This is a genomic window from Paenibacillus sp. ov031 (genome assembly GCF_900143165.1).
Lineage (GTDB): Bacteria > Bacillota > Bacilli > Paenibacillales > Paenibacillaceae > Paenibacillus > Paenibacillus marchantiae.
Genome location: NZ_FRDO01000002.1, coordinates 484,012 through 509,495, shown reverse-complemented (window position 1 = coordinate 509,495; position 25,484 = coordinate 484,012). Strand labels below are relative to the sequence as shown.

At 47.1% G+C, this 25,484-nt stretch carries 20 protein-coding genes; 16 read left to right on the top strand and 4 right to left on the bottom strand.

Going from position 1 to position 25,484, the window contains the following annotated elements; all coding sequences use genetic code 11:
* Positions 1-258: 258 nt before the first annotated feature.
* Positions 259-951 (top strand): Crp/Fnr family transcriptional regulator, encoded by a 693-nt coding sequence (locus tag BUA17_RS12435; protein ID WP_063567772.1) that lies wholly within the window; start codon positions 259-261, stop codon positions 949-951.
* Between the two features lie 152 nt (positions 952-1,103).
* On the opposite strand, the gene pepT is transcribed toward BUA17_RS12435, so the two are convergent.
* Entirely contained in the window at positions 1,104-2,342 is a 1,239-nt protein-coding gene (pepT, locus tag BUA17_RS12430) for a peptidase T (protein ID WP_072733795.1), read from the bottom strand.
* A gap of 318 nt (positions 2,343-2,660) precedes the next feature.
* Between pepT and BUA17_RS12425 the strand changes: the two genes are divergently transcribed.
* Positions 2,661-3,695, top strand: coding sequence for an NADH:flavin oxidoreductase/NADH oxidase (locus BUA17_RS12425; protein WP_063567774.1), 1,035 nt, complete (start codon positions 2,661-2,663; stop codon positions 3,693-3,695).
* Between the two features lie 231 nt (positions 3,696-3,926).
* Here BUA17_RS12425 and BUA17_RS12420 read toward each other — a convergent pair whose 3' ends face one another.
* The gene (locus BUA17_RS12420; RefSeq protein WP_072733794.1) at positions 3,927-4,709 is read right to left on the bottom strand and encodes a class I SAM-dependent methyltransferase; all 783 of its coding nucleotides are present in this window, start codon (positions 4,707-4,709) and stop codon (positions 3,927-3,929) included.
* A 274-nt stretch (positions 4,710-4,983) separates the two neighbouring features.
* Between BUA17_RS12420 and BUA17_RS12415 the strand changes: the two genes are divergently transcribed.
* The 8 genes from BUA17_RS12415 to BUA17_RS12380 all read left to right on the top strand — a co-directional run bounded on the left by BUA17_RS12415 (position 4,984) and on the right by BUA17_RS12380 (position 17,096).
* Complete coding sequence (locus BUA17_RS12415) at positions 4,984-5,406, top strand: SRPBCC family protein (protein WP_063567776.1); 423 nt, start codon at positions 4,984-4,986, stop codon at positions 5,404-5,406.
* A 216-nt stretch (positions 5,407-5,622) separates the two neighbouring features.
* A complete protein-coding gene (locus BUA17_RS12410; protein WP_072733793.1) occupies positions 5,623-8,721 on the top strand; it encodes a hybrid sensor histidine kinase/response regulator in 3,099 nt (1,032 codons plus the stop codon).
* Between the two features lie 99 nt (positions 8,722-8,820).
* Positions 8,821-9,981: a response regulator gene (locus BUA17_RS12405; protein WP_072733792.1), complete on the top strand. Its 1,161-nt coding sequence runs from the start codon at positions 8,821-8,823 to the stop codon at positions 9,979-9,981.
* Positions 9,982-10,008: 27 nt separating this feature from the next.
* Positions 10,009-11,355, top strand: a complete 1,347-nt coding sequence (locus tag BUA17_RS12400; protein ID WP_072733791.1) for a cryptochrome/photolyase family protein — start codon at positions 10,009-10,011, stop codon at positions 11,353-11,355.
* Between the two features lie 251 nt (positions 11,356-11,606).
* Positions 11,607-12,782 (top strand): acyltransferase, encoded by a 1,176-nt coding sequence (locus tag BUA17_RS12395; RefSeq protein WP_063567780.1) that lies wholly within the window; start codon positions 11,607-11,609, stop codon positions 12,780-12,782.
* Positions 12,783-13,373: 591 nt separating this feature from the next.
* Positions 13,374-14,990 carry an HNH endonuclease gene (locus tag BUA17_RS31970; protein WP_348537071.1) on the top strand — a complete coding sequence of 539 codons (1,617 nt, stop codon included), beginning with the start codon at positions 13,374-13,376 and terminating at the stop codon, positions 14,988-14,990.
* Positions 14,991-15,274: 284 nt separating this feature from the next.
* A complete protein-coding gene (locus BUA17_RS12385) occupies positions 15,275-15,934 on the top strand; it encodes a TVP38/TMEM64 family protein (RefSeq protein ID WP_063568231.1) in 660 nt (219 codons plus the stop codon).
* A gap of 88 nt (positions 15,935-16,022) precedes the next feature.
* Positions 16,023-17,096 carry a DUF1835 domain-containing protein gene (locus BUA17_RS12380; RefSeq protein WP_072733790.1) on the top strand — a complete coding sequence of 358 codons (1,074 nt, stop codon included), beginning with the start codon at positions 16,023-16,025 and terminating at the stop codon, positions 17,094-17,096.
* A 55-nt stretch (positions 17,097-17,151) separates the two neighbouring features.
* On the opposite strand, the gene BUA17_RS12375 is transcribed toward BUA17_RS12380, so the two are convergent.
* Positions 17,152-17,670, bottom strand: a complete 519-nt coding sequence (locus tag BUA17_RS12375) for a cupin domain-containing protein (protein WP_063568229.1) — start codon at positions 17,668-17,670, stop codon at positions 17,152-17,154.
* Between the two features lie 147 nt (positions 17,671-17,817).
* Between BUA17_RS12375 and BUA17_RS12370 the strand changes: the two genes are divergently transcribed.
* Positions 17,818-18,825 (top strand): NAD-dependent epimerase/dehydratase family protein, encoded by a 1,008-nt coding sequence (locus BUA17_RS12370; RefSeq protein ID WP_072733789.1) that lies wholly within the window; start codon positions 17,818-17,820, stop codon positions 18,823-18,825.
* A 160-nt stretch (positions 18,826-18,985) separates the two neighbouring features.
* Here the strand turns inward: BUA17_RS12370 and BUA17_RS12365 are convergent, their stop codons facing one another.
* Positions 18,986-19,159 carry a CsbD family protein gene (locus BUA17_RS12365; RefSeq protein ID WP_064506464.1) on the bottom strand — a complete coding sequence of 58 codons (174 nt, stop codon included), beginning with the start codon at positions 19,157-19,159 and terminating at the stop codon, positions 18,986-18,988.
* A gap of 191 nt (positions 19,160-19,350) precedes the next feature.
* Between BUA17_RS12365 and BUA17_RS12360 the strand changes: the two genes are divergently transcribed.
* The 5 genes from BUA17_RS12360 (at position 19,351) to BUA17_RS12340 (ending at position 25,439) form a co-directional block, all read left to right on the top strand.
* Positions 19,351-20,283, top strand: a complete 933-nt coding sequence (locus tag BUA17_RS12360; RefSeq protein WP_072733788.1) for a cysteine peptidase family C39 domain-containing protein — start codon at positions 19,351-19,353, stop codon at positions 20,281-20,283.
* Between the two features lie 43 nt (positions 20,284-20,326).
* A complete protein-coding gene (locus BUA17_RS12355; RefSeq protein ID WP_072733787.1) occupies positions 20,327-22,138 on the top strand; it encodes an RNA polymerase sigma factor in 1,812 nt (603 codons plus the stop codon).
* Positions 22,139-22,804: 666 nt separating this feature from the next.
* Positions 22,805-23,251 (top strand): DUF1641 domain-containing protein, encoded by a 447-nt coding sequence (locus BUA17_RS12350; protein ID WP_024629786.1) that lies wholly within the window; start codon positions 22,805-22,807, stop codon positions 23,249-23,251.
* A gap of 23 nt (positions 23,252-23,274) precedes the next feature.
* Positions 23,275-24,456, top strand: coding sequence for an NAD(P)/FAD-dependent oxidoreductase (locus tag BUA17_RS12345; RefSeq protein ID WP_063568226.1), 1,182 nt, complete (start codon positions 23,275-23,277; stop codon positions 24,454-24,456).
* Positions 24,457-24,794: 338 nt separating this feature from the next.
* Entirely contained in the window at positions 24,795-25,439 is a 645-nt protein-coding gene (locus tag BUA17_RS12340) for an SDR family oxidoreductase (protein ID WP_072733786.1), read from the top strand.
* Positions 25,440-25,484: the final 45 nt, after the last annotated feature.

Sequence of the window (25,484 nt, the reverse complement as noted above, 5' to 3'; positions counted from 1 at the left end):
GGATTCTAAATTAGCAGTTGTAACTATGCTTATCGCTTTATCTTTCATCGGATAAGAGTGCGCTATCATGTACTCCATTTTCCATAAAATATTGTCATTTTGAAGGCTTAATTTTAGAATATTTCCCATTTGAATGAATGTATTGGATATAAAATCTAGTTGTAACTATTTTTATATCAAGATATTTGTACGAACCTATATCGTTTATGGGACATGTGTCCATTGTATATGTAGATTCACACAGGGGGTTTATCCGAGATGAGAGAAATTATGGACTTTGGATTGCTGCGCCAGCTTGCGCGGGAGCATGGCCTGGATCAGGTGCTCGACGAACCTGCGCTTGCTGAATTAAGGTTGCTCGAAGCCTCCAAAGGTGAGATTATATGTGCCAAAGGTGAACGGCCCGAACGATTATATTTTCTCGTCCAGGGTAAGCTCAAGATTTATACAACACTGCCGAATGGCAAGTCTTTGTTGCTTCGTTTCAGTATGCCTCCTGCGCTGGTAGGTGATCTGGAGCTGGTCAATGGCAAGGAAGCCAAAAACACGGTGGAATCCGTCAATAAGAGCCTGCTGCTCGGTGTAAGCTATCGCTATCTCAAGAATACATATGCTGAAAACCCGAAGTTTCTCCATTTTATGCTCAGTCATGTGACCCACAAATTATATACCTTCTCGAATCTGTCGAGTCTTAATCTGCTTTATCCTGTCGAGAGCCGTTTTGCAAGCTATTTGCTGTCCACGATGGAGCAGGGGGAGCAGATCACAGAAGAAATCCAGACTTCCAAGCTGACAGAACTGGCGGATATGCTGGGCACGAGCTATAGACATTTGAACCGAGTGATCCATGACCTCCGCGACCGTGAAATCATCCGCAAAGAACAGCGCAACATTGTCATCTGCAATCTGGAGCAGTTGCGCGAAATTGCGGGAGGTAATATGTACGAATAAATAAGGATAGTTCTGCTATTTTACAGCATTCTTAAACCATTAGTACGACAAAAACACCCTCTGCATGTCCTATGCCAGAGGGTGTTTTGCATCCACCTGTCGGTGGATGATCCATTTGAATTGCTGTGCTGTAGCTTTATGTTTGAATTGGATTAAATATCTCCACGCTGTTCAAATAATTGAGCAATTTCCACGATGACCTGTGTGGCCTTCACCATATTATCAACCGATACATATTCGAATTTGCCGTGATAGTTCTCTCCGCCCGTGAAGATGTTGGGTGTAGGCATACCCATGTACGAGAGCTGGGAACCGTCTGTACCTCCCCGAATTGGGCGGATGACAGGCTCGATATCCAGGCGAGTCATCGCTTCATGTGCAATATCGACGATCTGGCGCACAGGTTCGATTTTCTCACGCATGTTATAGTATTGATCATTCAATTCAATGGAAATGCTTTTCTCGCCATATTTGCTTTTCAATTCGCCCACGACATCCAACAAATACGCTTTACGTTTCTCAAACTTCTCCCGGTCGAAGTCCCGGATGATGTAGCTCATCTTGGTCAGTTCGACGTCTCCCTCGATAGATAACAAATGATAGAATCCTTCATAACCTTCTGTGAATTCGGGAGCTTCCTCCGCAGGCAGTCGGCGGTTCAACTCCATCGCAATTTTAGCGGAATTGACCATCTTGTTTTTGGCTGTGCCCGGGTGCACGTTGGTGCCCCGTACTGTGATTTTGGCAGCCGCCGCGTTGATTCTTTCGTATTCCAGCTCACCGAGAGGTCCGCCGTCCACCGTGTAGGCATATTTGGCGCCAAAAGCAGGCACATCGAACTTATGCGGCCCACGGCCAATCTCTTCATCCGGGGTAAAAGCAACACGAATCTTTCCGTGTTTTAATTCCGGGTGTTCAATCAGGTAGGCCATTGCCGTCATGATCTCGGTAATACCGGCTTTATTGTCCGCACCAAGCAGTGTTGTGCCATCTGTTGTAATCAGAGTGTGGCCTTTATATTCACGCAGTTCAGGGAAATCAGTGGTGGATAACACTACATCCAATTCCTGATTCAGCACAATATCCTGTCCATCATAGTTGTCGATGACCTGTGGTTTGACATCTTTGCCTGTGAAGTCGGTTGCTGTATCCAGATGTGCGAGGAAACCGATCACTGGAACATCCTTGTCGGTGTTGGATGGCAATGTCGCCATTACGTAGCCGTTATCATCCATGGTCACTTCCTGCAATCCAATGGATTTACATTCTTCAACCAGGTATTTACCCAAGACCAGCTGGCCTGGTGTGGAAGGGCAGGTTTCACTATTTTCATCGGATTGCGTATCCATTTGAGCATAGGTTGTCAGTCTTTGAATTAAAATATCTTTCACCAGTAATCGCTCCTTCGGCTCGGTTTATTATAGTTGGGTATATTATAACCTGTATGTCTGTATGGCTATCATATCATGTTTTAGATTCATTTCGAGTTGTGGTGAATGCATCAGAGGAAAGGGTCGACTAGGTATAAAAAAGGGTACTATCTCACAAAAAAGTACGTACTTGTATTTCTATAGGTTAGGTTCATAATAGTGATTGAGGATTTGAAGCAGGACAACTGCGGCAAGCATGGGCAGCTGTTTTCCGATCTGGAAAACAAGGAATTGCCTCAACATATATCATCATCATATTGAATAGGAGATGTAATTGAAATGACAGAGAAATTATTTTCCCCGTATCAATTCAAGGGACTTCAACTAAATAACCGTGTCGTCATGGCACCGATGTGCCAATATTCCGTTACTGCCAAAGACGGTATTCCGAACGATTGGCATCAGGTACACTATGTAAGCCGTGCGGTTGGGGGTACAGGATTGATCGTGATTGAGATGACGGATGTTGATCCGGACGGACGTATTACCGACAATGATTTGGGCATCTGGTCAGATGAACACATTCCTGCCTTTACCAAGCTGGTGGATGGCATTCACGCTTATGGCTCCAAGGTGGCGATTCAGATCGCGCATGCTGGACGTAAAGCAGAGGATGCGGCTCGACCTGTAGCTCCATCGGTGGTTACCTTCCCTGGAGAGAGCTTCAATACGCCACATGCTTTAACTACAGAGGAAACACAAGCTATGGTACAGAAGTTTGCGGACGGTGTACGCCGCGCAGTAGCTGCTGGGGTCGATGCTATTGAGCTGCATGGTGCACATGGTTACCTCATCCACCAGTTCCATTCTCCGCTGATGAACCATCGCGAGGATGCGTATGGACAGGATCTTTCCCGTTTTGGTGTCGAGATTATTCATGCAGTGAAAAAAGAAATGCCTGAAGATATGCCTCTGATTATGCGGATTTCGGCAGTGGAGTACGCTGATGGCGGATATGATATTGATCATACCATTGAAATTTCCCGTGCCTATCAGGCAGCAGGCGTGGATATATTCCACATTAGCTCCGGTGGTGAAGGGGCTTCCGGACAACGTAAACCGGGTAACTATCCTGGTTACCAAGTGCCTTTTGCTCGTCGTTTCCGTGAAGAACTGAACGTTCCTGTCATTGCGGTAGGTATGCTTGAGGATTCAGCACTGGCTCAAGCAGTTATCGGCAACGGTGATGCAGATCTGGTCGCGGTTGGCAGAGGTATGCTGCGCGATCCTTACTGGGCGACTCATGCAGCTCTGGAACTGGGTGTTAGCAAAGATAAAGCGCCTGTTGCACAGCCATATTCCCGCGGATACTGATCTTAATTAGAACATTTATATAAATGCAATTAATAAGGGATGTCCCATAAGTCATGAACATGACGGAGGACATCCCTTTTCTGTATCATTACGATCTAACGAACCGAACAGCTGTTATTAGCTGCAATTTCCACAGGTTTACGGATTAACAAATCGTAGGCACGTTTCTTCCTCGATCTTGGATCCTTCCCGGTGAGATCGATTCGTTAGCGCTTTGGCCTGAAAGTGAAATCACTTCGAGGGTATTCCTCGTGTAGCTTCAAACACAAATTTCTGATCAGAACGCGAAGGTGCCTGTTTGGGATCGAAGTCAGCATATACAACAACGTCGATGAAACCGATCTGTTCCAGAATCATACGCAGCTCCTCCACACCGTACCAACGTAATGCAAGCTGTTGCAGTTCTGTGGCTATGAGGGTGCCATGGCGCCACTTTTCGTAGCGTATCAGACTTACTTTGTACTGCTGAAGCATATTTACTTCGATGTCTTTGCTCTCCATTGTAATCGTATCGCCATCCGGTAATTGAACAGTTGAGGTACCTGAGTAGTGTGAGGTCGTATTCGTTACATCGGGTAGAAAGAGGTCCAGCACAAGTCGACCTCCCGGTTCCAGATGTTGATACAGATTACGCAGGGCCTTTATGGAAGCCTGCCTGTCTTGAATAAGTAGCAGGGAGCCTGCGGCGATTATAATGACTTCATACCGGTAAGGAAGATCAAGTGTCTCCAGATCAGCAGCGAACAATTCAGGCAGGGGCAACCCTCGCTCGGTGCAAAGAGTACGGCAAGAATTGAGCATATCTGATGAATAATCAAGTCCGTCCACGTTTAAACCAGCCTCAAGTAATGGAATTAGCATTCGACCTGAACCAGACATCGCTTCCAGGATGCGTCCATTGCAGTTCGTCAGATAATTACGGTAAAATTCAATATCGCCTCCAAGAGATTGACCAACGGGTTTGGTGGCATTATAAACCTCGGTACATAATGGACCATAATAACTAAAAGACATGTAACGTTTCCTCCACAACATAATTAAAATAAGAATGTGGAAGGGACTAGCTACGAAATGTTTATCCCTTCCGGCAACGGTTGGAATTGAATTTTTCAGAGAAGACTATCATGAGAAATCACACACCTTTTATGTAATATGTTCCAATTATAGGGTGGGTTTGAGAGCCGGTCAACAAAGCGCCTGCCAGAGTACCTGTTGTTAGCAGAATATATTTGACACACATCATCTAATCTTGAACAATGAGTTATATCCATTTAGAAGGAGAGATATCATGGAATCTTCAAGTGCATTGCCAGATATTCGGGAGCAGCTGTTGCTTCACGCGCCTGTGGAGAAAGTATGGGGGATTGTATCGACGTCAAAAGGCTTGGAATCATGGTTTATGCCAAGCAATCTAGAGCCAGTGGAAGGGCATGAATTTATACTGGAAGCTGGACCCTTCGGAAAATCACCGTGTAAAGTTACGGAAGTTCAGCCGCCACGCAAGCTGTCATTCCAATGGGGTAAGGACTGGACGCTTACGTTTGAACTGACGGAGCAAGGACAAGACACCGACTTTACCTTGATTCACAGTGGCTGGGACGCGGACAAACTGACTGAATTTGGACAGGCTCATGCCATCATTCGTGAACGGATGGAGCAGGGATGGGCTGGAATCGTGCAGAAACTGGCCCAGGTCGTTGGACAAGCGTAAGGAAACGAGAAAAGTAAAACAGATAGCCAACAAGTTCAAAAAAGTCACAGGTCCTACTCCGGTCTGCATTCCGGTAGCTGAGCCTGTGGCTTTTTTGACGTTAAAATATCATGTAAGAACTATTTCCGTCAGCAACAGAAACGTGTAACATGGAGTTATAGGTATAAAACGACAAAATTAGACGTCTCTCGCCATGGAGGCGGAAGGATTACATAGATGAGAAAACACTGGATTATGCTCACCATTAGCTTTATATGTATTGTTGTTTTTCCTCTGGGTTCCATTGTACAGACGATATTTACCGAGCGCGGCAACCCTCATGCGAATGATGGGGTTATGGACCTGACCGGCTGGAATTTCGATAGACAGGGGGCTGCTTCCCTGGATGGTACGTGGGATTTCTATCCGGGCCAATTGTTGACACCCGTTGACTTTGAAGCGGATGTATCTGGACGCAAGCCGATTTCCAAGCCTCTCCCTATCCATGTCCCATCCCGATGGAATGGAACTCTTGGAGAGGCGCACGGTTATGGAACGTATCATTTGCGTGTTCGCATTCCCCCGAGATTAGAGAAGAACGATTATGGGATACGTACTCAAAATATCCGCATGGCCCATCGTTTATTCATAGATGGCAAAGAGATTGGCGGCAAAGGGCTGCCAGGTACAACGGAAAATACCGATATTCAGCTCAATTTGCCTTTTACGGGATTTACCTCCATAGATGGCGACGTTGCAGATATTATCATTCAGGTATCGAATTACAGCTACTCGTCTGGCGGCATTGTTGCATCCATTTTGTTCGGAGACGAGCACAGCATTCTGAAAGGCCAACAGCAGGACTGGCTCAAGGATCTGATGACACTGTTCGGATTTATTCTGCCAGCGGCCTTCTTCCTGATGCTCTTCCGGCTGCGGCGCAGTGAAAAAGAGCTTCAGTATCTGGGATTATTCAGCCTATCCGGTGCGTTGTACGCATTGACTCATGGAGAGAAGTTGCTGGGAACACTGTTACCGTTCTTACCGAATAATGATATTCTGCGGCTTCAATTAATCAGCGCGGCTCTTGCGTATTATTTCTTGCTCCGTTATATGGATGCACTGGTACCTGGAGCGGTCCATCAATGGTTTGTTCGCTTGGGTGTGGTTTTGGTACTCGTCCAATGCGCGGTTGGTCTTACATTGTCTCCTGTTCTGTTCTCATTGCTGGAGCTGCCCATGCTGCTAATTTCACTCGTGGTGATTGGTTACACGTTGCGAGCGATGCTCCATTGGCTGAAAAAGCAACCGAATGACGGTCATTATGTCCTGATGAGCATGATGAGTATATTTATGGTGGTTGTGCTGCACACCGTTGGTGCTTTCACCACCGTGGATACGACATTTCTAGCACTGTATGAGCTGCTGTTATTTGTCTTTGCACAGATGATTCTAACAGCGATTCGGTTTGCACAGTCATTCCGTGAAGTTGAAGCGTTGTCTGAACGTTTGCTTGCCATCGACAGTCTCAAGGATGAGTTTATGGCGAATACGTCCCATGAACTAAGAACGCCCCTTCACGGCATCATTAATATAGCTCAATCGATGCTGGAAGGGGCGGCCGGGGCGGTCACACCCAAGCAGGCCAAAAATCTGTCCATGATCACCTCAACTGGAAAGCGGCTTTCGCTGCTGGTAAACGATATTTTGGACTTTTCCAAGCTCAAAAATGGTGAAATTGAATTAAAACGGAGTGCTGTGGACCTCGAATCAGTTGCCCGATCGGTCGTTGAAGTCTCTGGTTTTACCTTTGAAGATAAACCGGTTGTACTGATCCAGCAATGGCCTCCAGCGTTGCCGTTGGTTGAAGCGGACGAGGATCGCCTAAGGCAGATTCTGTACAACCTGCTGGGCAATGCGTATAAGTACACGAAGCAGGGTGAGATTCGTATCTATGCTCGTGTGGATGGAGCTATGGTGACGGTATCTGTCGCTGATACAGGTGTCGGTATCACCCAAAATAAACTGGAAGACATATTTCAGTCTTACGAACAGGGCAATGGAACAAGTGAGAGGGTTAACGGGGGAACTGGTCTTGGACTGAGTATCACTCGCAAACTAGTCGAGCTTGGCGGAGGGACCATCTGGGTAGATTCGGAGCCAGGTGAAGGTTCGACCTTTCATTTTACCCTGCCAGTTGTGCAGTTTCCTTTGCTGCAAGCGAGTTCGAGGCCTGTTGCAGCCCAATATGTATCTACTCAAGAAAGAAGAACGCAGGATACGGCAGCAGCAATGGATTGGGATGAGACGGATGATAATCTGGAAGCAGAGCATACCATTCTGATTGTGGACGATGATCCTGTGAATCGACAGGTATTGTTCAATCTTCTATCCACGGAACGTTACCGTGTCATTGCAGCAGATAGCGGGGCAGCAGCACTGAAGCTTCGTGAAGAACACCCCTCCATTGATCTTGTGATTACAGACTGGATGATGCCGCAAATGTCCGGGCTTGAGCTGTGCCGTAAGCTTCGTGAGAACAGTTCCTTGTCCGAGTTGCCCATTCTAATGCTGACAGCTCGCGGGCTGCCAGAGGATATCAAAATGGGATTCCAGGCAGGAGCAAATGATTTTCTGAGCAAACCTGTGGATGCAGGTGAATTGCGTGCAAGAGTACGGACGTTAATTGAGATGCGTACCTCGGTACAGGAGGTTGTTCGTACGGAAATGGCTTTTTTGCAGGCCCAGATCAAACCGCACTTTCTATATAACGCGCTCAACGTCATCATAGCGACATGCGCCGTCAATCCGGATAAAGCGACCGATTTGCTTATTGAACTGAGTCATTACTTGCGAGGAAGTTTCGACTTCCAGAACCGCGACCAACTGGTTCCACTAGCGAAGGAACTGGAGTTAGTGGAGTCCTATGTACATCTGGAACAAGCACGTTTCGAGGAACGTTTGGTGGTCCATTATGATATCGACCCAGATGTTCGTCTTTACCTGCCACCGCTTAGTATTCAACCGCTTGTGGAGAATGCGATTCGTCATGGGGTGATGGAACGTGCTGCAGGCGGCATGGTTAACCTGGGCATTACCAGGGAGGATGAACACATCGTCATTGTGGTACAGGATGATGGAGTAGGCATACCTCCTGAGCGTTTGGCTCAGGTAAGTTCAGGGCGAATCGAAGGTCCTGGAGGTGTAGGGCTACAGAATATTAATCGGCGCCTGTTGTCTTTATATGGTCAAGGGCTGGAGATTCAGAGTCATTCGGGGAAAGGAACGCTAATACGGTTTCGCATACCTGTGGAGAAGAAAAACGGTTCCAAATAATGGGCCGAGTTAGGCGAATTTGGTTAACAGATTATTAAACGAATGCCAAGATAATCGGTATTCCCATTGAATAATTCACGGCAGGAGGCTGGAAGAGCGATGAAAGCCATTGTAATCGATGACGAGAAACCGGCGCAGCTTCATCTGGAACGCCTGTTACGATCGGATGGGCGGATTACCCCCGTGCAGTGTTTTTCAACAGCCCGTGCCGGTCTGGATTTTCTGGCAAAAGAGCGTGTGGACGTTGTGTTTCTGGACATTGGCATGCCGGAAATGAATGGACTGGAAGCGGCTGAATATATACAGCAATTGGACAGCAGTATTCGCATTATATTTATAACGGCTTACGCCGATCATGCGGTTGAAGCCTTTGAACTTCAGGCGCTGGATTATGTGCTGAAGCCGGTAAGTTCAGCGAGGCTTGCCAAAACAATCGATCGCATTGCCGCAGGCATGATTTCCTCATCCTCTCAGGTTGCTGCAACTGCTGAGGTTCAGGAATCTGAGGCTGTGGAGTTGGATATCCGTTTGCCTGGATTGCTTACTTTTAAACATCTGGATATTTACAGAAGCCTGGATCAGGAAGCAGAAAAGCACAAGTGGCGCACAGCCAAATCGCAAGAACTGTTTGCTTTTTTGTTTCACCATAGAGGGGATTGGGTAAGCAAAGAGATTCTGCTCGATAAGTTGTGGGCGGATGTCTCGCAAGAGAAAGGGCTAACCCATCTGCATACTTCCGTTTATCAGATCCGTAAACTGCTGAAAGAATGGAACATGACGGGCAAGCTGGAATACAACATGAACCGCTATCGTTTGTTATCGGGTAATCTGGTGAGTGATGTAGAGCAGTTCGAGCAAGGTATGGCATACGCTGACGTTACATCAGACAATGTCGATCAACTGCGGGATATCGTCCCCCTCTACCGTGGTGACTATCTGGAGGAGCATGATTATCGCTGGGCTCAAGCCAAAGCGAGAGATCTGAGAATTAAGTATATAGGACTGGTTATGGATATCGCGGAATGGGACATGAAGCATGGACGGGGCAAGGAAGCGATGGAGCAGTTGAGTGAACTACAGGAACGGGAGCCATATGCCGAAGAAATCTGCCGATTAATGATGAGGGTAAGTGCATCCATGGATGATCAACAAGCCATACTCAGAATATATCATTCATTTACGCTGACCCTGCTTGAGGAACTGGGACATCAACCGGAGCCGGAGACAAGCAGGCTGTATGAAGATTTAACGGCAAAGTAGGCAGAAGTTCAGGCAGGAGGATGAAGCATGAAGTTATTCATACATCGCAAAGATTTGCGCACAGATGACCTGGTCGCATTCGATTATTTACTGCACCAGGATGCAGAGAGTCTGCATGTGCTCATCTATGATCCGTTTCTGCTGCGGCAAGGTCGTGAACAGGAACATAGTGGAGTGAATTTTCTACAGCATGCTGTAGAGCTTGGTAAGCGGTACCGCAAGTCAGGCCTTACGCTGCACATGGCTTATGGCAAACCAGCTGAGGTGATTGATTATATTCTCGAACAGATGCAAGGTCGTATAGATGAAGTTGTAGTTCATCGGGATATGACCCCATATGCAATTGAACGGGACCGTGGAATACGCAAGGTAACCGAGGAACGAGAAGTCACATTTACGCAGCTGACGGATCATCTGCTGATGGATTTGAAGGGATTCGCTGATTTTACGGGCAAGTCCGAGCCATATAAAGTATTTGCTGCCTTCCACCGACGCTGGGTGGAATTCATGAATGAGCATCCTAATCCAGCTTCAACCACTACGGTTGCAGAGGTGAAGGTCAGTGATCAGCAGATAGAATGGCCAGAGACCTTCCAGGTACCACAACAATTGCTGGCATATGATGTATCTGATTTGAATGATCCTCATCTAATGTTGGATGGATTTTTATCTGATAGAATTGCCGATTACGGCGACCATCGGGATGAATATGAAGCTTATGAACCGAGCCGGCTCAGTTCTTATGTAGCTGTGGGGGCTGTATCCATCCGCAAGATGTACGATGCTGCGAAACGCACGGAGCATTCGGACGAGTGGATCAGACAATTGTGCTTCCGCGACTTCTATCTGTATCGGGCGGTGTATGAGAGTCATTATTTTACATATGAAAAGGTATATGATCTGTCGCTGCTCAGCGAGGTTCACTTCGAACGTTGGTGCAAGGCCGAAACAGGCATTCCGATTATCGACGCAGCGATGACGGAACTGAATGAGACTGGACATATGCCGAATCGGCTTCGTATTCTGACCGCAATGTTTCTTACCAAAAATCTGCAATGCCCGTTTACGCTAGGTGAAGCGTATTTCAGACGCAAGCTTCGTGACTATGACAATATTCAAAACCGGGGCAACTGGCTGTGGTGTGCATCACTTGGCGAGAATGCAGCTCCATACTTTCGGGTGAACAATCCGGTGACACAGTCAGAGAAGTATGATCCCCAAGGGGATTATATCCGCAAATGGCTGCCTGACCTGAAGGGTTTGCATAGCAAAGAGATTCATCAGCCTCGCCAGGATGCCATTGTGGATCTGAAAACCTCAAGACAATCGGCTATTGAGATCTATAAACAAATTCTAGCTAGTCGTCAGCATTGAAGTTTACCATTTTCATCCCAGTGAACCAGCAATATTTTGGACAGATACGAAACAAGCTCGCAGGCCGCGTCATAGCGGTCTTTTTTTACATATATAGACATGAAAAGACTGTGAAACATGTTGAATATTTAGGAACTTTTAAGAATTTGGACTACCCATCTTAAGCTTTATGCTTTTTAATAGATAGTGTGCTTATCGTATTAAGTCATCTTAGACATATCAACGAAACATATTAAGGAGAAACGCTAATTATGAGTGAAACAATCAAAAGAGAGCGAATCCCAGAGCTGAATCTCGTACGGGCAATGGCTATCATCGGCGTGCTGTGTGTGCATTCCACTTCATATGCGACGGTAGACATGACGGGTTCAGGGTATTACTGGCTGTACAATTTTATTAATATTTTTATGAAATATGGTACACCAACGTTTATTTTCATGAGCAGTTTTGTACTGTTCTATAACTATTATTCTCGCCCGCTAGATAAGAAGCTGGTCAGCAATTTTTACAAAAAAAGATTTGTTTACATTTTACTACCGTATTTTCTATTTTCATTAATGTATTTTGTTATCCTGCACTTCACGCATTATCAGGGCCGTCCGTTCGGAGAATCAGCAGTAAGCTTCATAACAAAACTGTTCACCGGCAAGGCGTATACGCATCTGTACTTTGTATTTATTAACATGCAATTTTATCTGTTATTCCCGTTGGTATTGTGGCTGCTCAAGAAATATCCCTCAGTTGTCAAATGGTCGGTACCGATTGGGTTGCTCATTCAGTGGGCATTTATCGTAAGTAATAAATATGGCTTCCAGGTGCCGAACAAGGGAAGTTGGGCATTCTCGTACTTCTCTTATTTCATGCTGGGTGCATTTATCGGGGTATACTTTCCGAAGATTAAACAATGGTTTGTCATTAGTCGGGAAAATGCAACTAAAGCTCGTGTAGTTTCATGGATTTTGCTGTGGGCGGTATGGATTTTTGCCGGACTCGGCCATGTATACATTTATTATCTGTTGCGCCTGAAGATTGCGACATATAACACGCTGTGGTACGAGTTTTTCTGGAATCTGCATACGTTCGCCTGTGCGTTGGTGCTCATTCAGATTGCGTACCTTCTCTATCGTAAAGGACCATCGCTGATCGTTAAGCCGCTCAATCGGCTTGGGGCATTGTCCTTCGGTATTTATCTGATTCATCCATTCTTCCTGTTGATCTATCGGAATTATCCACCACAAACCGGGGTATCCTGGCTGATTCACCTGTGGTACGCCGGAGGTTTTGGTGTGGCGTTAATCGCATCGTGGATTGTGGTTGGACTCACGGCAAGATTTGTTCCGTTTGCATGGGTAATATTCGGCAATTTGCCAAAACCGAAGCCACGTCTGGTACCACAACAAAACTCGGGACAACTCGACGTTCGTTAAAATATTTATGCTAATACAGGAATAATAAACCGTTTCTTGGTCGACCATTAGGGTTGAGCGGGGAACGGTTTTTTTGATTGCCGATTAGATTCATACATGGGGAACGGATGTTTCTTTTTCATAAGCGAAGGGTAATGAGAAGGCGGAACACATTTTAAATAATTTATAAGTCTAATCTAGGTTTGAATAAAAAATACACATTAACGGAGAGGGCAGAAAAAACCTGAAGAAGCGTAGCGCTCGCCTTTAGCACCGGATTTTACCTTTTAAAAAGGGGATTAAAGAAATCTGGGGGTAACAGCGATCGGAAGGTTGTTCTGCCAGCGTAGTAAAACAGTGTATATTCATTTATTCAATGGATGTATTGACTTTTAAGAACAGGATTAAGGTGAGAACAATGACAACATGTGAACAATGCGGGAAACCGATGCAAGATATATTGGAATACGTGGAACACATCCTTCACGAATGCGTGGGGCAGACCCAGGAGTACAAGACCAAAGACTATGGGACATCTGGCTATGAGTGTGTTGGCGAGCAGATGTGATACAATAGAAAGAAACCGGATTCATACGGAACCGAGGTGACAACATGGAGATGGGCTCGGCCCCTTTCCGGCAGGAAATGACGGAACATGAAGCGCAACTGACCAAGACATGTATGTATTGCGGGCAAAAGCGACCTTTGTCCGAATTTCGACGAAGAACCGGAAAGCGGGCTGGCCCGGGAGCCAGACGTGGCGCTTGTCGTCACTGTCGTCAGCTCGGTGGACAAGCCGATAACAATAATACCTCACTCCGGCCTATGGATGAGGCGATAAAGAGTCATAAAGGTGCTGCGGCTGCACGGCCTTCTGCATCTGCAAGTCATACAGCAGAACGGATCGTCGATACAGCAAATAGTACGCCTTCTGTTGCTTCTACTTCAGAAAGACACGAGCAGTCTAAGCCGTCCGTAAGTTCATCTTCTTCGATGGAAGGTGAAACGGCTGACTTCGTTGCTTCTTCAACTGTTTCTTCGCCTTCGGGCAACCGCAAGAAGAGGAGAAGGAGGAGAAAGGCGAAGCGCCCAGAACTGCAGTCGGGTAATGAGCAAACGGAGCCGCTCTCCGGAACTGAGGTGGAGAGCGAGAAGGTAGATCAGCCGCAGACGAGGGCTGATCTGCAAGAAAGGGATTCGCAGACGCATACAGCGAATGCTGATCCATCTGCGAAGCGTGCCCGCGCGCGTATAGCCGCTGGCACGGATCAGGCCGCCGAGCAGGAGATTGCGGCGGCGAAGGCTCTGCTGCTAGCCAAGCCGCAAGGCCCGGCAGCAGAGCCAGGGGCTGCGGATCAGCCGACCGCAGCCAAGCGCAAACGCAAGCGGCGCCGCAAACGTGCTGCCGCGCTGCTGTCCGGCGCAGGACAGGCCCGCAGCATAGCTGAGGCCAGTGCGCCGAACCTGAGCGACCGTGGCGATGCCGCGGTCGCCGGACCCCCAGCAGCAGCCGCGCAGCCTGCCGCTGCTGCAAAGCCCGCCCCCGGCCAAGCGCCGGGCACGGCCATGGAGGCTGCGCCTCCTGCACCCGGGCGCCAGCCAGGCTCGCCCGGGTCGAAGCCGCGCCCGGCACGCAAGGAGCGTGCGCCTAAGGCAGGCGGCGAAGACGCAGCCCGTGCCGGATCATCCGGGCAGCGGGCGCCTGCACATTCCAGCCGCAGTCATGGGGCTGGAACGGAAAGCCGTCCCCGCCGTCATACTCCGGCGGTGCCTGTAGCGATTGATCCGGAAGATCCGTCATCGCTTCGGACGAATCGGCAGGGCATGGTGCGCATGCGTGGCAAGACGGACAAAGGGCGGCGCTGGCATCAGGAAGTGGATATGGAGCTGGCGGTCACGTTGGTCAAGGAAAAAGCCGCTGTTGTGGTTAATCGGTACACGATCCGTCGATTGTTTAGCAACAAGGATTTCAAACGGTTTATTTTGACCCGTGATAACTATACCTGCTACTTCTGTGGATCGTATGGAGACACGATTGACCATCTTCTGCCACGAGCTAAAGGTGGGCATACCACCCCACTTAACTGTGTCTGCGCCTGCAATCTGTGCAACCAGTCCAAAGCAGCGATGGATGCCGAAGAATTCATGCGTTCCGGTATTCCCGAGTGGAATGCTGCGCATCAGGAAGAGCTGAATGAATTGGCAATGCAGGAAGCTCAGCTAGAATAAACGGTTTATGCGAAATACAAATACTTCCCCAAGCTTGTTCACCATGGGTTTCAAGCGGGGTATCCGATATAGAGAGCACACCAAGACTGAACGGGTCAGGGTGTGCTTTTTGTTTTTTAGCTTCGCTGGTGAAATTTCTTCAAATTGACAACGGTACAGCGCTCATATGTACGTTATACTGGGGAGAAGTGAGTCGTGAAACTTCACATCGGTTTACCAGATGTATTTTATAATGGGCACCACATCTTTAGTAAATTTGAACTGTATAGATTGGAGGGAAGCAGATGAACCCGGCATCTTTGGACATCATGTCCTATATTACGGAAGAGAATATTCGTTTTTGGCTGGAGAAGTTTCGCTCCCTGGGCCCTTTACCGGCAATTTTGCTTACCTTTATGAAATCGTTCGTGCCCCCGCTGCCTACACTGCTCATTGTTGGGGTTAACGGAGCGGTGTACGGGCTATGGGCAGGATTTTTATATTCATGGATCGGGATGGTACTCGGCTGTACCGTTACGTTCCTGATTGTACGGGAGATTGGGAAGTCGGCTTTTGTGGAACGTTGGGCTAATAAACCCCGTGTGCAGCGCAGCATGGTATGGATTCGGCGGAATGCATTCAGTTATGTGTTTTTGTTGAGTATTTTTCCGGTTGGTCCGTTCGTCATTATTAATGTAGCGGCAGGTATTGCGCGGATGAGATTAATGTCCTTCCTGCTTGCGGTGAGTTTTGGTAAAGCCATTATGATCTTCTGTGTGACGTATATCGGTTCCAATGTAGCTCAGTTTATGGAGCACCCTGTGCGATGGGGCGGCGTGTTGTTGTTTATCGCGGTATCCCTTTGGGCAAGTCGGAAGCTGGAGCGGCATTTTACCCGTTCGTCATCCAATCGTGAGGAAATGAATGATCTGAGTCACTCCTCTGGAAAGTCTATTTCGTCGTAAACTTACGATGATACAAATACGTACGTTCGATTTTGTATGGTTTAGTCGCAGATAACCATCGGTTTAGACTGTTTGGAGGGGGATAAACATGATTGACAATATCTTTGATTTTGATCAGGAGCTGTACCGTATGGATGAGGACGAGCTGCGTTCGTTATTGCGTACGCTCTATCTCAGCGCAGATATGGCAGTCAGTGATCAGTCAGCGGAAGAACATTCTGTTCATTTTGTAACGAAAATACAGTCGATATTTAAGACATTGGATGAGAATCGGAACCGGGAGAAAGCGGAGCAACAGGCATTAAAGGCACAGATACCACGTGAAATTCATATAGCGATTGGTGAATCGCCACTAGGTAGCATTAAGGTTGCGATGGGCAAGGTTCCAGGTCGCTCGGAGCGGCGGTTTTTCTCTATGAATGACTACTATGCCATCGGTCCATTGGGCGATCTGACGAACAAGGCGGATTTACACCGCAGGCACCTCTGGCTACTTGAGAAACTTTATTTGGGTGAGCATGGAAGTTATGCCGTCCAAGGCATGGATAAGCTGCTTCAATTAAACAACATGTTGAGTTCAATTGATGAAGATACGCGAATCACCATTTGGTATGCGAATAATGCTCATGAGAGAACGGGGCTTTTATATGCCATGCATTTGCTACGTAAAAGGCTGGGGCCTATCTATTTGATCGATACCGGTGCATTATATCAGGAATTATTCAAACCTTCTGAAGTTCAGTATGATGTTCCTAGAACAGGTGGAATTTTTTCTGAGAAGTTGTTATCGATGTGGCAACACTGTGTGAATGCTGAACCGTTGTCTGTGGAGGAACGAAAACACATGGAGCAAGAGTGGGTGAATCTGGCTGTACAGCCAGGACTTCTGCGATTAATGAAGGATGGCCAGATTCAGAGCGTGCCCGAAGACGCGATTGATGAGTACATTATGCAGAAGGCTAGAGAGGTCACGTTAACCAGACAGCCTGGCGAGTTTATAAAATCAGCCCGCGTCGTAGGTGAGGTGCTGGGCCATCTTGAACAAGCTGTCGGAGACGCATTCATTGAATACCGTGTTCGACAGTTGATCATAAAGGGACGGCTTGAGATGGAAGGGAAGCCACATGCCATGCGATTCTACAGTGTGAGGCTCCCCCAGTAACCGAAATGGACTGTTCCCGGTAGTTTTTTTATCCCGGAGCAGTCCATTTATTCTTTCATGTCTTATTCTGATTCCATAACTCCAATAGTGGCCCCTCTTGCCCATAGACTGGATCTGTATCCGGAATGGGAACCTCCTGAATTTCACGCAGAACTTTGGGACGCTCCCCCGGTTCACCCGTTCGGGTATTATAGCTCATGCCACCTGGATAGGCCCCTGCAATGCGGAAATCACGGCTCGCACTCAGCCGCTTATGTCCGGTTCCCGCAGGTAATACGACCACATCTCCTGCATGAAGACGCACAACCTTTCCATGTTGCCCACCAAGAATGAGCTCAACCCAGCCACTAACCACTGCAAGTACTTCATGAGCATTGCTGTGAAAATGATGATAATCAAACACACCGTTAATCCAGCTGTTTCCCCATCCATTTTGGTTCAGTAACGACTCTGCACGAGCGGAATTTGTTGCCCAAATTCCTTTATACAGAAGTACAGGCAGAATCGGATGATTGGGGATCACACCATCGTCCTGAAATAACATCGTTTGTACATTGTTGATGGCCTCTTTCATCGTAAATATCACCTCTCTATGGCATTACCCGTTTATTTCTGGTGAAGAACAAAAAACAATTGTAAAATGATACAAAATGTATCACTATAAGGTTATAATCAGAACATAGACTCTCTTCAGTAACTTGTTGTATTAATCCAAGGGGGAATGTGCTTGAATATTGTCATTACAGGGGCTTCTGGATTTGTAGGATTTAACCTTTCTCAGTATTTGGCGCAAAAAGGACATCGAATCACCCTGGTGGACCAGGATGATTATTGTCAGAGGCTTGTTCACAGCTCTCCACTTCATGAGATGGCCTTTATCTGTTGTGATCTCGCGAAGGACAGATTTAGCTTGCCGCACGAAACAGACTATATTATTCATCTGGCAGCGATGCCACACGTAGATTATTCGTATCATCACCCCGGAGAAGTGTTTCGTAACAACACCCTCAGTACACAGGCCATTCTGCAATACGCTTCCGATCACCATATTCCCGTGGTGCTGGCTTCATCTGTTGAGGTATACGGAGGGGAGATGGGCAGAGTGTATCATGAATCCGATGAATATGCTCCGGTATCCCCTTACTCCGCTTCCAAAGTAGCCTGTGAGATGCTCGCACGATCCTACGCTCAATGTTACCAGCTTCCTATAAAAATATTTCGTTTAACCAATCTTTATGGACCTTGGCAGTTGCCGGACCGGATTATCCCGCGTAATTTTGGCCGAATGATGGACAGCCTTCCTCTGGATATTCAGGGATCAGCTGTACGTGATTTTTTGTATGTAGATGATGCGCTGCGAGCGATTGAACAGATTATGCTGAATGGACAAGATCAGCAGATCTATAACATTTCGACAGGGCAAGGAACAACCATGCAAGAGATCGGAGATCTTTTGCACCAATTGCATACTTCTAATGGAACGGCGGAGATTCGGGAGCAGGAGCCCACCCAGTCCAGAGGTTCGAGTCTGGTCGTTCACTCGGGAAAATTACGATCAGAGACCGGATGGTTTCCCCAGATGACGCTGGAGCAGGGACTGGAGCAGACCTTTCGATGGTATCAGGAACATCCCGAATGGGTAAGACAATTCAGCCGTGAATACCACACGACAAGAGAAGCACGCAGCTTTATTATCGATATGGCGAGATATGCAGTTCCGGCTATCTAACCAGGGCAAAAAAAGCCAGGGAAGGGTGTAGTGAATAACACCTTCCTTGGCTTTTTTGCGCCCCCGTCGAATCCCGGCTTTCAACCGGTATGGACGGTCGGGCAATGATCCTATATTTACTGCACGAATTGTCGTGCGTGTTCACGTTTAACAAATGGATCTAGTGATGTTTTTTTACATCAGCAATTTTGTCCTGCACAGCACCTTTGGCTTTGTCTTTCTTGCCCTCAGCCTGAAGGGATCTGTTGTTAGTCGCATTACCGATCTGATCTTTCACTTCGCCTTTGGCCTTGTTTACGCCTGCTTTAATTTTATCGCTAGTTGAATTACTCATATCGAACATCTCCTTCGTTTCTGGTGTAGTCCTTATTAACCGGGATGCCCGTATTCTAAACGTTGCTATTGTGATAAGGGCAGAAATTTGTTCTGGATATTCTGTCAGAAATGATCAGTACGAAGAGTCAGTATAAGTATAGGCATTGCATAACCGCGTGCTTCATTAAAGAAATGAGAGGATGTTATGATATGAGCAATTATATTGGAAATGGTGCATATTGCTACGCTAATTCAGCTTCAATGCTGCTGTCGTCCATTGGAGAAAAGGTAGACCCCGGTCTGCTTGAAGCAGTCGGTGGCTTTTCACTAGGGGCCTTTCGAACGCAGGAAGATATGCTTTTTTTTGATAACTGTACCTCTAGTCCTGATCTGGCCATCAGCAAAGCGATGAGCATTCTGGGATTTAGTGTGCGCGAAAGTGTGCAATCACCGGGTACAGAGATGCCTGTAGATGAGCTAAGAGAGGCTTTGAAGCAGGGTCCTGTGATGATGGGTCCGCTGGATATGGGCAAACTCGTCTACAATCCCAACTCTCCCAACCTGGGTGGTTGCGATCATTATGTAGTGGCGTTGAGCATGGAGGGCGATGAAATATGCCTGCATGATCCTGCTGGATTCCCGAATGTCTTCCTGACACTGGATAAACTTGAGGAAGCATGGAAGTCTGAATTCCCGTGGAGTAGCGGTGTGTATCGACGATGGTGGAGTCCTGAACGCATTGAACAGCCTGATCTGGAGGAGATTAACCGTCGTGCTTTTACTTGGTTCAAATCAACGCTTACAGAACAGATCCATGATATTGCTGCACAGGAAGGACGAACAGGAGCTTCAGCGATTCTTCATAAGGCGGAACAGGTTCGTGCTGATGCAATCGATGGTAATGAGTGGGCTCATTATGTGTATTTTGCTCTGCCAGTAGGCGCGCGTCGTGCCCATGATTATGGGTCATTTTTTAAAACAATCCATCCTGACCTTTCTGCTTTGAAATACGCACAATCGCGCCAATTCGGGGAATGCCAATCCCGTCTTGTCTCCCGGAACTGGGAGGCTGCTGCGACAATCATGGTGGCACTCGCGGAGACGGAAGCCATGATCGAAGCTGCTATTTTGAAGATGGAATAATGTAATTGTAAGTGAAGCAAGGCTATGAGAAGGGGAGATACACATGGATGAATTAGCTGACAATCGCCATATCAGGCCAGGGGAAGATGAGACATTCGAGAATCGGCAAAAGGAGTCGGATGTCGCGCTTATCCAACGAGCCCAAACTGGGGATACAGAGGCTTTTGGTGAATTGATTCACCGTTACCGTAGGCAATTGTTCCGTTATGTGCGAGCACTTACACATGATTCTTATCTCGCAGAAGATATTTTACAGGATGGGCTTATTCGGGCGTTCATTCATATGGGGCAGCTTCAGAATGCCGAGCGTTTTATGGCCTGGATGCAGCGCATTGTGCGTAATCAGGCGTACTCACATATGCAACGCCGAGAGCAGCAGCGTGAACAACATTTTTCTTCTTTCCTTGCATTTGGAGCCGATGATCCCTCATGGAGCGATCAAGACTCGCTCGACAAGACGCTGAACCATCTTTTGAATGACACCGAACGGATATCGCAGGAGACTGGCTATGATCCGTATCAAGCTGTTGCTCAGCAGGAAATGAGGAATAATCTCTACAAGCTGCTGGGATGTCTGAATTTAAGAGAGCAGCAGGTCTTCACATCGTATTGGATGGAGCAGCTGTCACCGCAAGAAATTGCCTGTAAATTCAATCTGACAAGTGCCAATGCGTATCAAATTCTGTCCCGTTCACGTAAAAAAGTGTCGCAGCTTCATATTCATTTATCCGTAGAAGAAATGCTGGCAGAGTGGAATTCACTCGGGCAAAATCGAGTGATTCTGGAGGAACCCCTTTCGTTTCGGGCTCCCCAAACCTGGAACTCGGCAGCAGCATCCATTCACGAGATGTTAGGTTATATCGGTTCATCTCCATCTCTCCCCATGGTTATGGGGATGAGTGGACTTTCTTTTCGTCTGACCATCCTGCCTCAGGACATACATATCGCTGGACCCACCGCCTATAACTTCAAAGAGGTACTTATCAGAGGATTGCACCATATGGGTTATCGTTCCCATGCGGTTGAGGCTTTGGCGAGCGAAGCGGGACTCAATGCCAATCTGATCGATCCTTCGATGCTAGAGGAGAAAGCGAAGGGGAAAAGGTTGCTAAATCCAAGGCTTGTTCGGGCCCTCTCCTTGATTCGTTACTCCATTCATAGGGGAATTCCGGCCGTAGTATGGGACCTGAATATTCCCGAATTCGGATTGATTTATGGCTATGATGATGCAGCCCGGACCCTGTACGGTACAGATTTCATTAAATCAGTGACAATTCCCTATGATCATGTGGGCCGGGGGGTGAATCAGGAAGTATTTGTACTGGCAGCGGAATCAGATGGCATGATACGAGAAATGAACTTGCGCGCGGCACTGACAGATGTTTTGGCTCATTATCGTGGGGAGGACCCGTATACCTTGTCGAACACAGTCAGTGGTCTGGCTGCTTATGCGGTCTGGAGAGAAGCCCTAGAATACAGAAGGGTAGAACCGAACGGTCACGCTTATAACATTGCGGTTTTGTGGGATGCAAGACGTTATGCAAGTGAGTTTTTCAGGGAACTTTGTCTAAAGTGGGCTTCGATTCCCCGCTATTCCAGCTTGATTCCATTCTGTCTTCAGGCGGAAGAGTTATATCGAAACATGTCCCAAAGGTTAAACGTGCTCAAACAGTGTTTTCCTTTTCCTGAAGGCGGAAAGCCAAACGAGAAGCTTCAGGTCGATCAAGCTATCTCGATACTTCTGGAGGTGGAGGAATTAGAGCGAGCTGCTGTCGTTGCAATAAAAGCGTTGCTTGAAGAAATGGATCAGCATTCCCCAGAAATCGTTATGGTGTGGCCGAAATGTAACGATTAGATCTGGCGAACAGTGAAAGAAATATCAGGAGGCAGGACGATCCGTCAGGCCTTCTTTCTGTCTTTTTTGCTTTCGTGCCAGGATAGGTTCATACTTGAACAAGAAATGATGTCATTTCAGGAATAAGGCTGCACCCCTAGCTGCATAATAACGACAGTGACCAATTTCGTTGCATGAAATTCATGGTTTTGGAAAACAATTCCTGAAAAATTCATTTGAAAAAATCCTTCCTTGTGTACATATCGCACATATGGTCATATGTGATCTTGTCTTCCTACCACATGTGGTAGGATTACGGATCTGGGACAGGAGAATAATCGATTTTAATCCGACCACAATGCTTGACAAAAAAATCGATTTTGTTACAATGTTCACAATATCTTCACAAGTGTAAAAAATTTCTTTTTCATGTTCATGTGTAAGAGGTGTAATATAGGGGTATAGAGTTCGGTTTCGGCCTGCTTGTCGTTTTGCGTCAACACATGTTGTCCGCAATAGACCCAAGATACAATACACGATGTGGGAACGGCCCTTGGGCTATGCTCATTCTATTGTGTGAAATTTGGTACATTTAGTTGTATTGGATGTATTTGTGGTTCGGCTCTGCTTGACAGGCATCATGAAAGTCGCGGACTTCTATCCCAAAGTAAAGGAGGACTTTCTCTTATGTCACAATCGCCTACTCAACAAGAGGTGCCGGTTACAGAAGGTGCCGACGTTTCCCAACGCCAGTCCTTGGACGTACTGGATCAATTGATGAAGCCTGAGGTACAGGAGTCTCTGACCGTTCTGGTGGAGAACTTGCCTAAACTGGCTGAAATGGTCACTGCAATGACCAAAGCTTATGACTTTGCACAAAGCGTAGCTACAGACAAAGTTCTGATCAGCGACACAATGAGCGCAATGGGCGAGTTTGCTAAACCTGTTGTAGACAAAGCTAAAGGTGTAGCTTCTGCTGCCATCGAAGCAAGTGATCGTGCGCAAGCCGAGCAAACTTCGGTTGGTTTGTTCGCTATGCTCAAAATGCTTAAAGATCCAAACGTACAACAAACGCTTCGTTTTGCTCAATCATTCCTGAGCATCCTGAACGAGCGTCAACAACAGCAACGTTAAGATTAGAAGAACGGAGGATGGATATGTCGAAGCAAATTTTGATCTTGGGCGGAGGTTACGGTGGTCTGTTGACTGCGCTGACTGCGCGTCAATACCTGACACCGGAAGAAGCGACTATTACAGTCGTGAACCGTTACCCTACGCACCAAATTATTACGGAACTGCACCGTCTTGCAGCAGGAAGCATTGCTGAAAAAGCAGTTGCCCTTCCACTCGAAAAATTGCTGAGTGGTAAAAATGTGAACTTGAAAATCGATACGGTGGATACAATCAAGCCGGACGAGAAAAAAGTTCTCATGACCAGCGGTTCTACTTACTCTTACGATGCACTCGTTGTTGCCTTGGGCAGTGAAACGGCATTCTTCGGAATTCCGGGATTGCAGGAGTACAGCTTCACGCTGAAATCCGTTAGCGATGCTAATCGCATTCGTGCACACGTGGAAGCTCGTTTGGATGCTTACAAACAATCCGGCAACAAAGCAGACGCTACGTTTGTTATCGGTGGCGGTGGTTTGACAGGTATCGAGCTTGTTGGTGAATTCGCTGACCTTCTTCCGGCTGTATGCCAAGAAAAAGGTATCGACTTCAAAGAAGTTTCCCTGTACACGGTTGAAGCAGGTCCTTCCATCCTGGCAGGATTCCCGCCAGAACTGGTTGAGCGTGCAAAAGCGAGTCTGGAAAAACGTGGCGTTAACTTCATCGTTGGCGTAGCGATTACCGAAATGAAAGAAAATGAAGTTCTGCTGAAAGACGGAAGCTCGATCCCTACGAACACACTCGTATGGACAGGCGGCGTTCAAGGTAATGCAGTTGTTGCCAACAGCGGAATTGAAGTGGATCGTGGCCGTGCGAAAGTTACGGAAGTACTGCAATCCACATCCCATAAAGACGTGTTTGTTGCTGGTGACAGCGCAGTGGTCTTCCCTAGCGAAGGCGCTCGTCCATACCCTCCAACAGCACAATTGGCTTGGCAAATGGGTGAAACTATTGGTCACAACTTGGGCGTAATGTTCAAAGGTGGCGCAATGGAATCCTTCACACCAGTATTCTCCGGTACACTGGGAAGTCTGGGTCGTAAGGATGCTGTCGGCATGATCGGTGGCAACCAGACTCGTCTGAAAGGTCTGCCAGCAACCATGATGAAAGAAGCAAGTAACATCCGTTACCTTGCTCATATTCACGGTTTGTTTGCACTGGCTTACTAATACCTGTACGCCATGCAACAGAAAGGCACCCCATTTGGGGTGCCTTTTTTTATTTTTAACCAGCATCCGTTTGGCATAGGGGCTAAGTTCCATGAAGTGAATGCGGAAGTATAACCGTTGTTATCAGATATGTATTGAAGAAAAAAGTGCTCGGTATAACCGTATAGGGTGTATGGTATATTAAAGGAAAGACGTGTTATCCGCATCTTGCCAGATGCGCTGAACGGTAGTAATACATAGCAGCCGGCGCTTAGAAGCGTCGGCTTTCGTTTAAATTAAAGACAAGTCTGTTTTATAAAAGCTAGCTTATAAAAGGAAAACCGAGAGGAGAATGACATATGAACGTATTAGTCATTGGAGCGAACGGACAAATCGGCAAATTTCTGTTGCAGCAACTGGCACAGGAAGGGAAACATCAAGTCACCGCGATGATTCGCAAACCGGAGCAGGCAGATGCACTGAAGCAGTTTGGTGCCAATGTGGTGATTGGCGATTTGGAAGGCAGCGTGGATGATCTGGCCGAGGCAATGAAAGATCACAATGCCATTGTGTTTACAGCGGGTTCCGGTGGATCTACGGGCGAAGACAAAACATTGCTCATTGATCTCGATGGTGCGGTGAAAACAATGGAGGCGGCACAGCAGCAGGGAATTACCAGATATATTTTGGTCAGTGCGTTTGGGGCAGATCAGCGGGAGAAGTGGTCCGACGCCATTAAGCCGTATTACGTGGCGAAGCATTATGCCGATCGGGCGTTGTTCGCAAGTGATCTGAATTACACCATTATCCGTCCAGGTGGTTTGAAAAATGAGCCGGGTATCGGCAAAATCTCTGTAGGAACAGATCTGAAACCGGGAAGTATTCCACGTGAAGATGTGGCTCGTGTAATCGCTGCTTCCCTCCAGGAGGAGAAGACGTATCGAATGGCTTTTGATCTGATCGCCGGGGATGAATTGGTAGAGGATGCCTTAGGTAAATTGTAATTCGTATTGTAATATAACGGGAGAATGGAATGACGGAATGAGGGG

Coding starts and splice junctions, on each gene's coding strand:
- BUA17_RS12395 (WP_063567780.1), top strand. CDS start 11,607: ATGAGTGAAACAATCAAAAGAGAGCGAATCCCAGAGCTGAATCTCGTA.
- BUA17_RS12410 (WP_072733793.1), top strand. CDS start 5,623: ATGAGAAAACACTGGATTATGCTCACCATTAGCTTTATATGTATTGTT.
- BUA17_RS31970 (WP_348537071.1), top strand. CDS start 13,374: ATGGAGATGGGCTCGGCCCCTTTCCGGCAGGAAATGACGGAACATGAA.
- BUA17_RS12340 (WP_072733786.1), top strand. CDS start 24,795: ATGAACGTATTAGTCATTGGAGCGAACGGACAAATCGGCAAATTTCTG.
- BUA17_RS12345 (WP_063568226.1), top strand. CDS start 23,275: ATGTCGAAGCAAATTTTGATCTTGGGCGGAGGTTACGGTGGTCTGTTG.
- BUA17_RS12415 (WP_063567776.1), top strand. CDS start 4,984: ATGGAATCTTCAAGTGCATTGCCAGATATTCGGGAGCAGCTGTTGCTT.
- BUA17_RS12375 (WP_063568229.1), bottom strand. CDS start 17,670: ATGAAAGAGGCCATCAACAATGTACAAACGATGTTATTTCAGGACGAT.
- BUA17_RS12425 (WP_063567774.1), top strand. CDS start 2,661: ATGACAGAGAAATTATTTTCCCCGTATCAATTCAAGGGACTTCAACTA.
- BUA17_RS12355 (WP_072733787.1), top strand. CDS start 20,327: ATGGATGAATTAGCTGACAATCGCCATATCAGGCCAGGGGAAGATGAG.
- BUA17_RS12380 (WP_072733790.1), top strand. CDS start 16,023: ATGATTGACAATATCTTTGATTTTGATCAGGAGCTGTACCGTATGGAT.
- BUA17_RS12435 (WP_063567772.1), top strand. CDS start 259: ATGAGAGAAATTATGGACTTTGGATTGCTGCGCCAGCTTGCGCGGGAG.
- BUA17_RS12400 (WP_072733791.1), top strand. CDS start 10,009: ATGAAGTTATTCATACATCGCAAAGATTTGCGCACAGATGACCTGGTC.
- BUA17_RS12385 (WP_063568231.1), top strand. CDS start 15,275: ATGAACCCGGCATCTTTGGACATCATGTCCTATATTACGGAAGAGAAT.
- BUA17_RS12360 (WP_072733788.1), top strand. CDS start 19,351: ATGAGCAATTATATTGGAAATGGTGCATATTGCTACGCTAATTCAGCT.
- BUA17_RS12370 (WP_072733789.1), top strand. CDS start 17,818: ATGTGCTTGAATATTGTCATTACAGGGGCTTCTGGATTTGTAGGATTT.
- BUA17_RS12350 (WP_024629786.1), top strand. CDS start 22,805: ATGTCACAATCGCCTACTCAACAAGAGGTGCCGGTTACAGAAGGTGCC.
- BUA17_RS12365 (WP_064506464.1), bottom strand. CDS start 19,159: ATGAGTAATTCAACTAGCGATAAAATTAAAGCAGGCGTAAACAAGGCC.
- BUA17_RS12420 (WP_072733794.1), bottom strand. CDS start 4,709: ATGTCTTTTAGTTATTATGGTCCATTATGTACCGAGGTTTATAATGCC.
- BUA17_RS12405 (WP_072733792.1), top strand. CDS start 8,821: ATGAAAGCCATTGTAATCGATGACGAGAAACCGGCGCAGCTTCATCTG.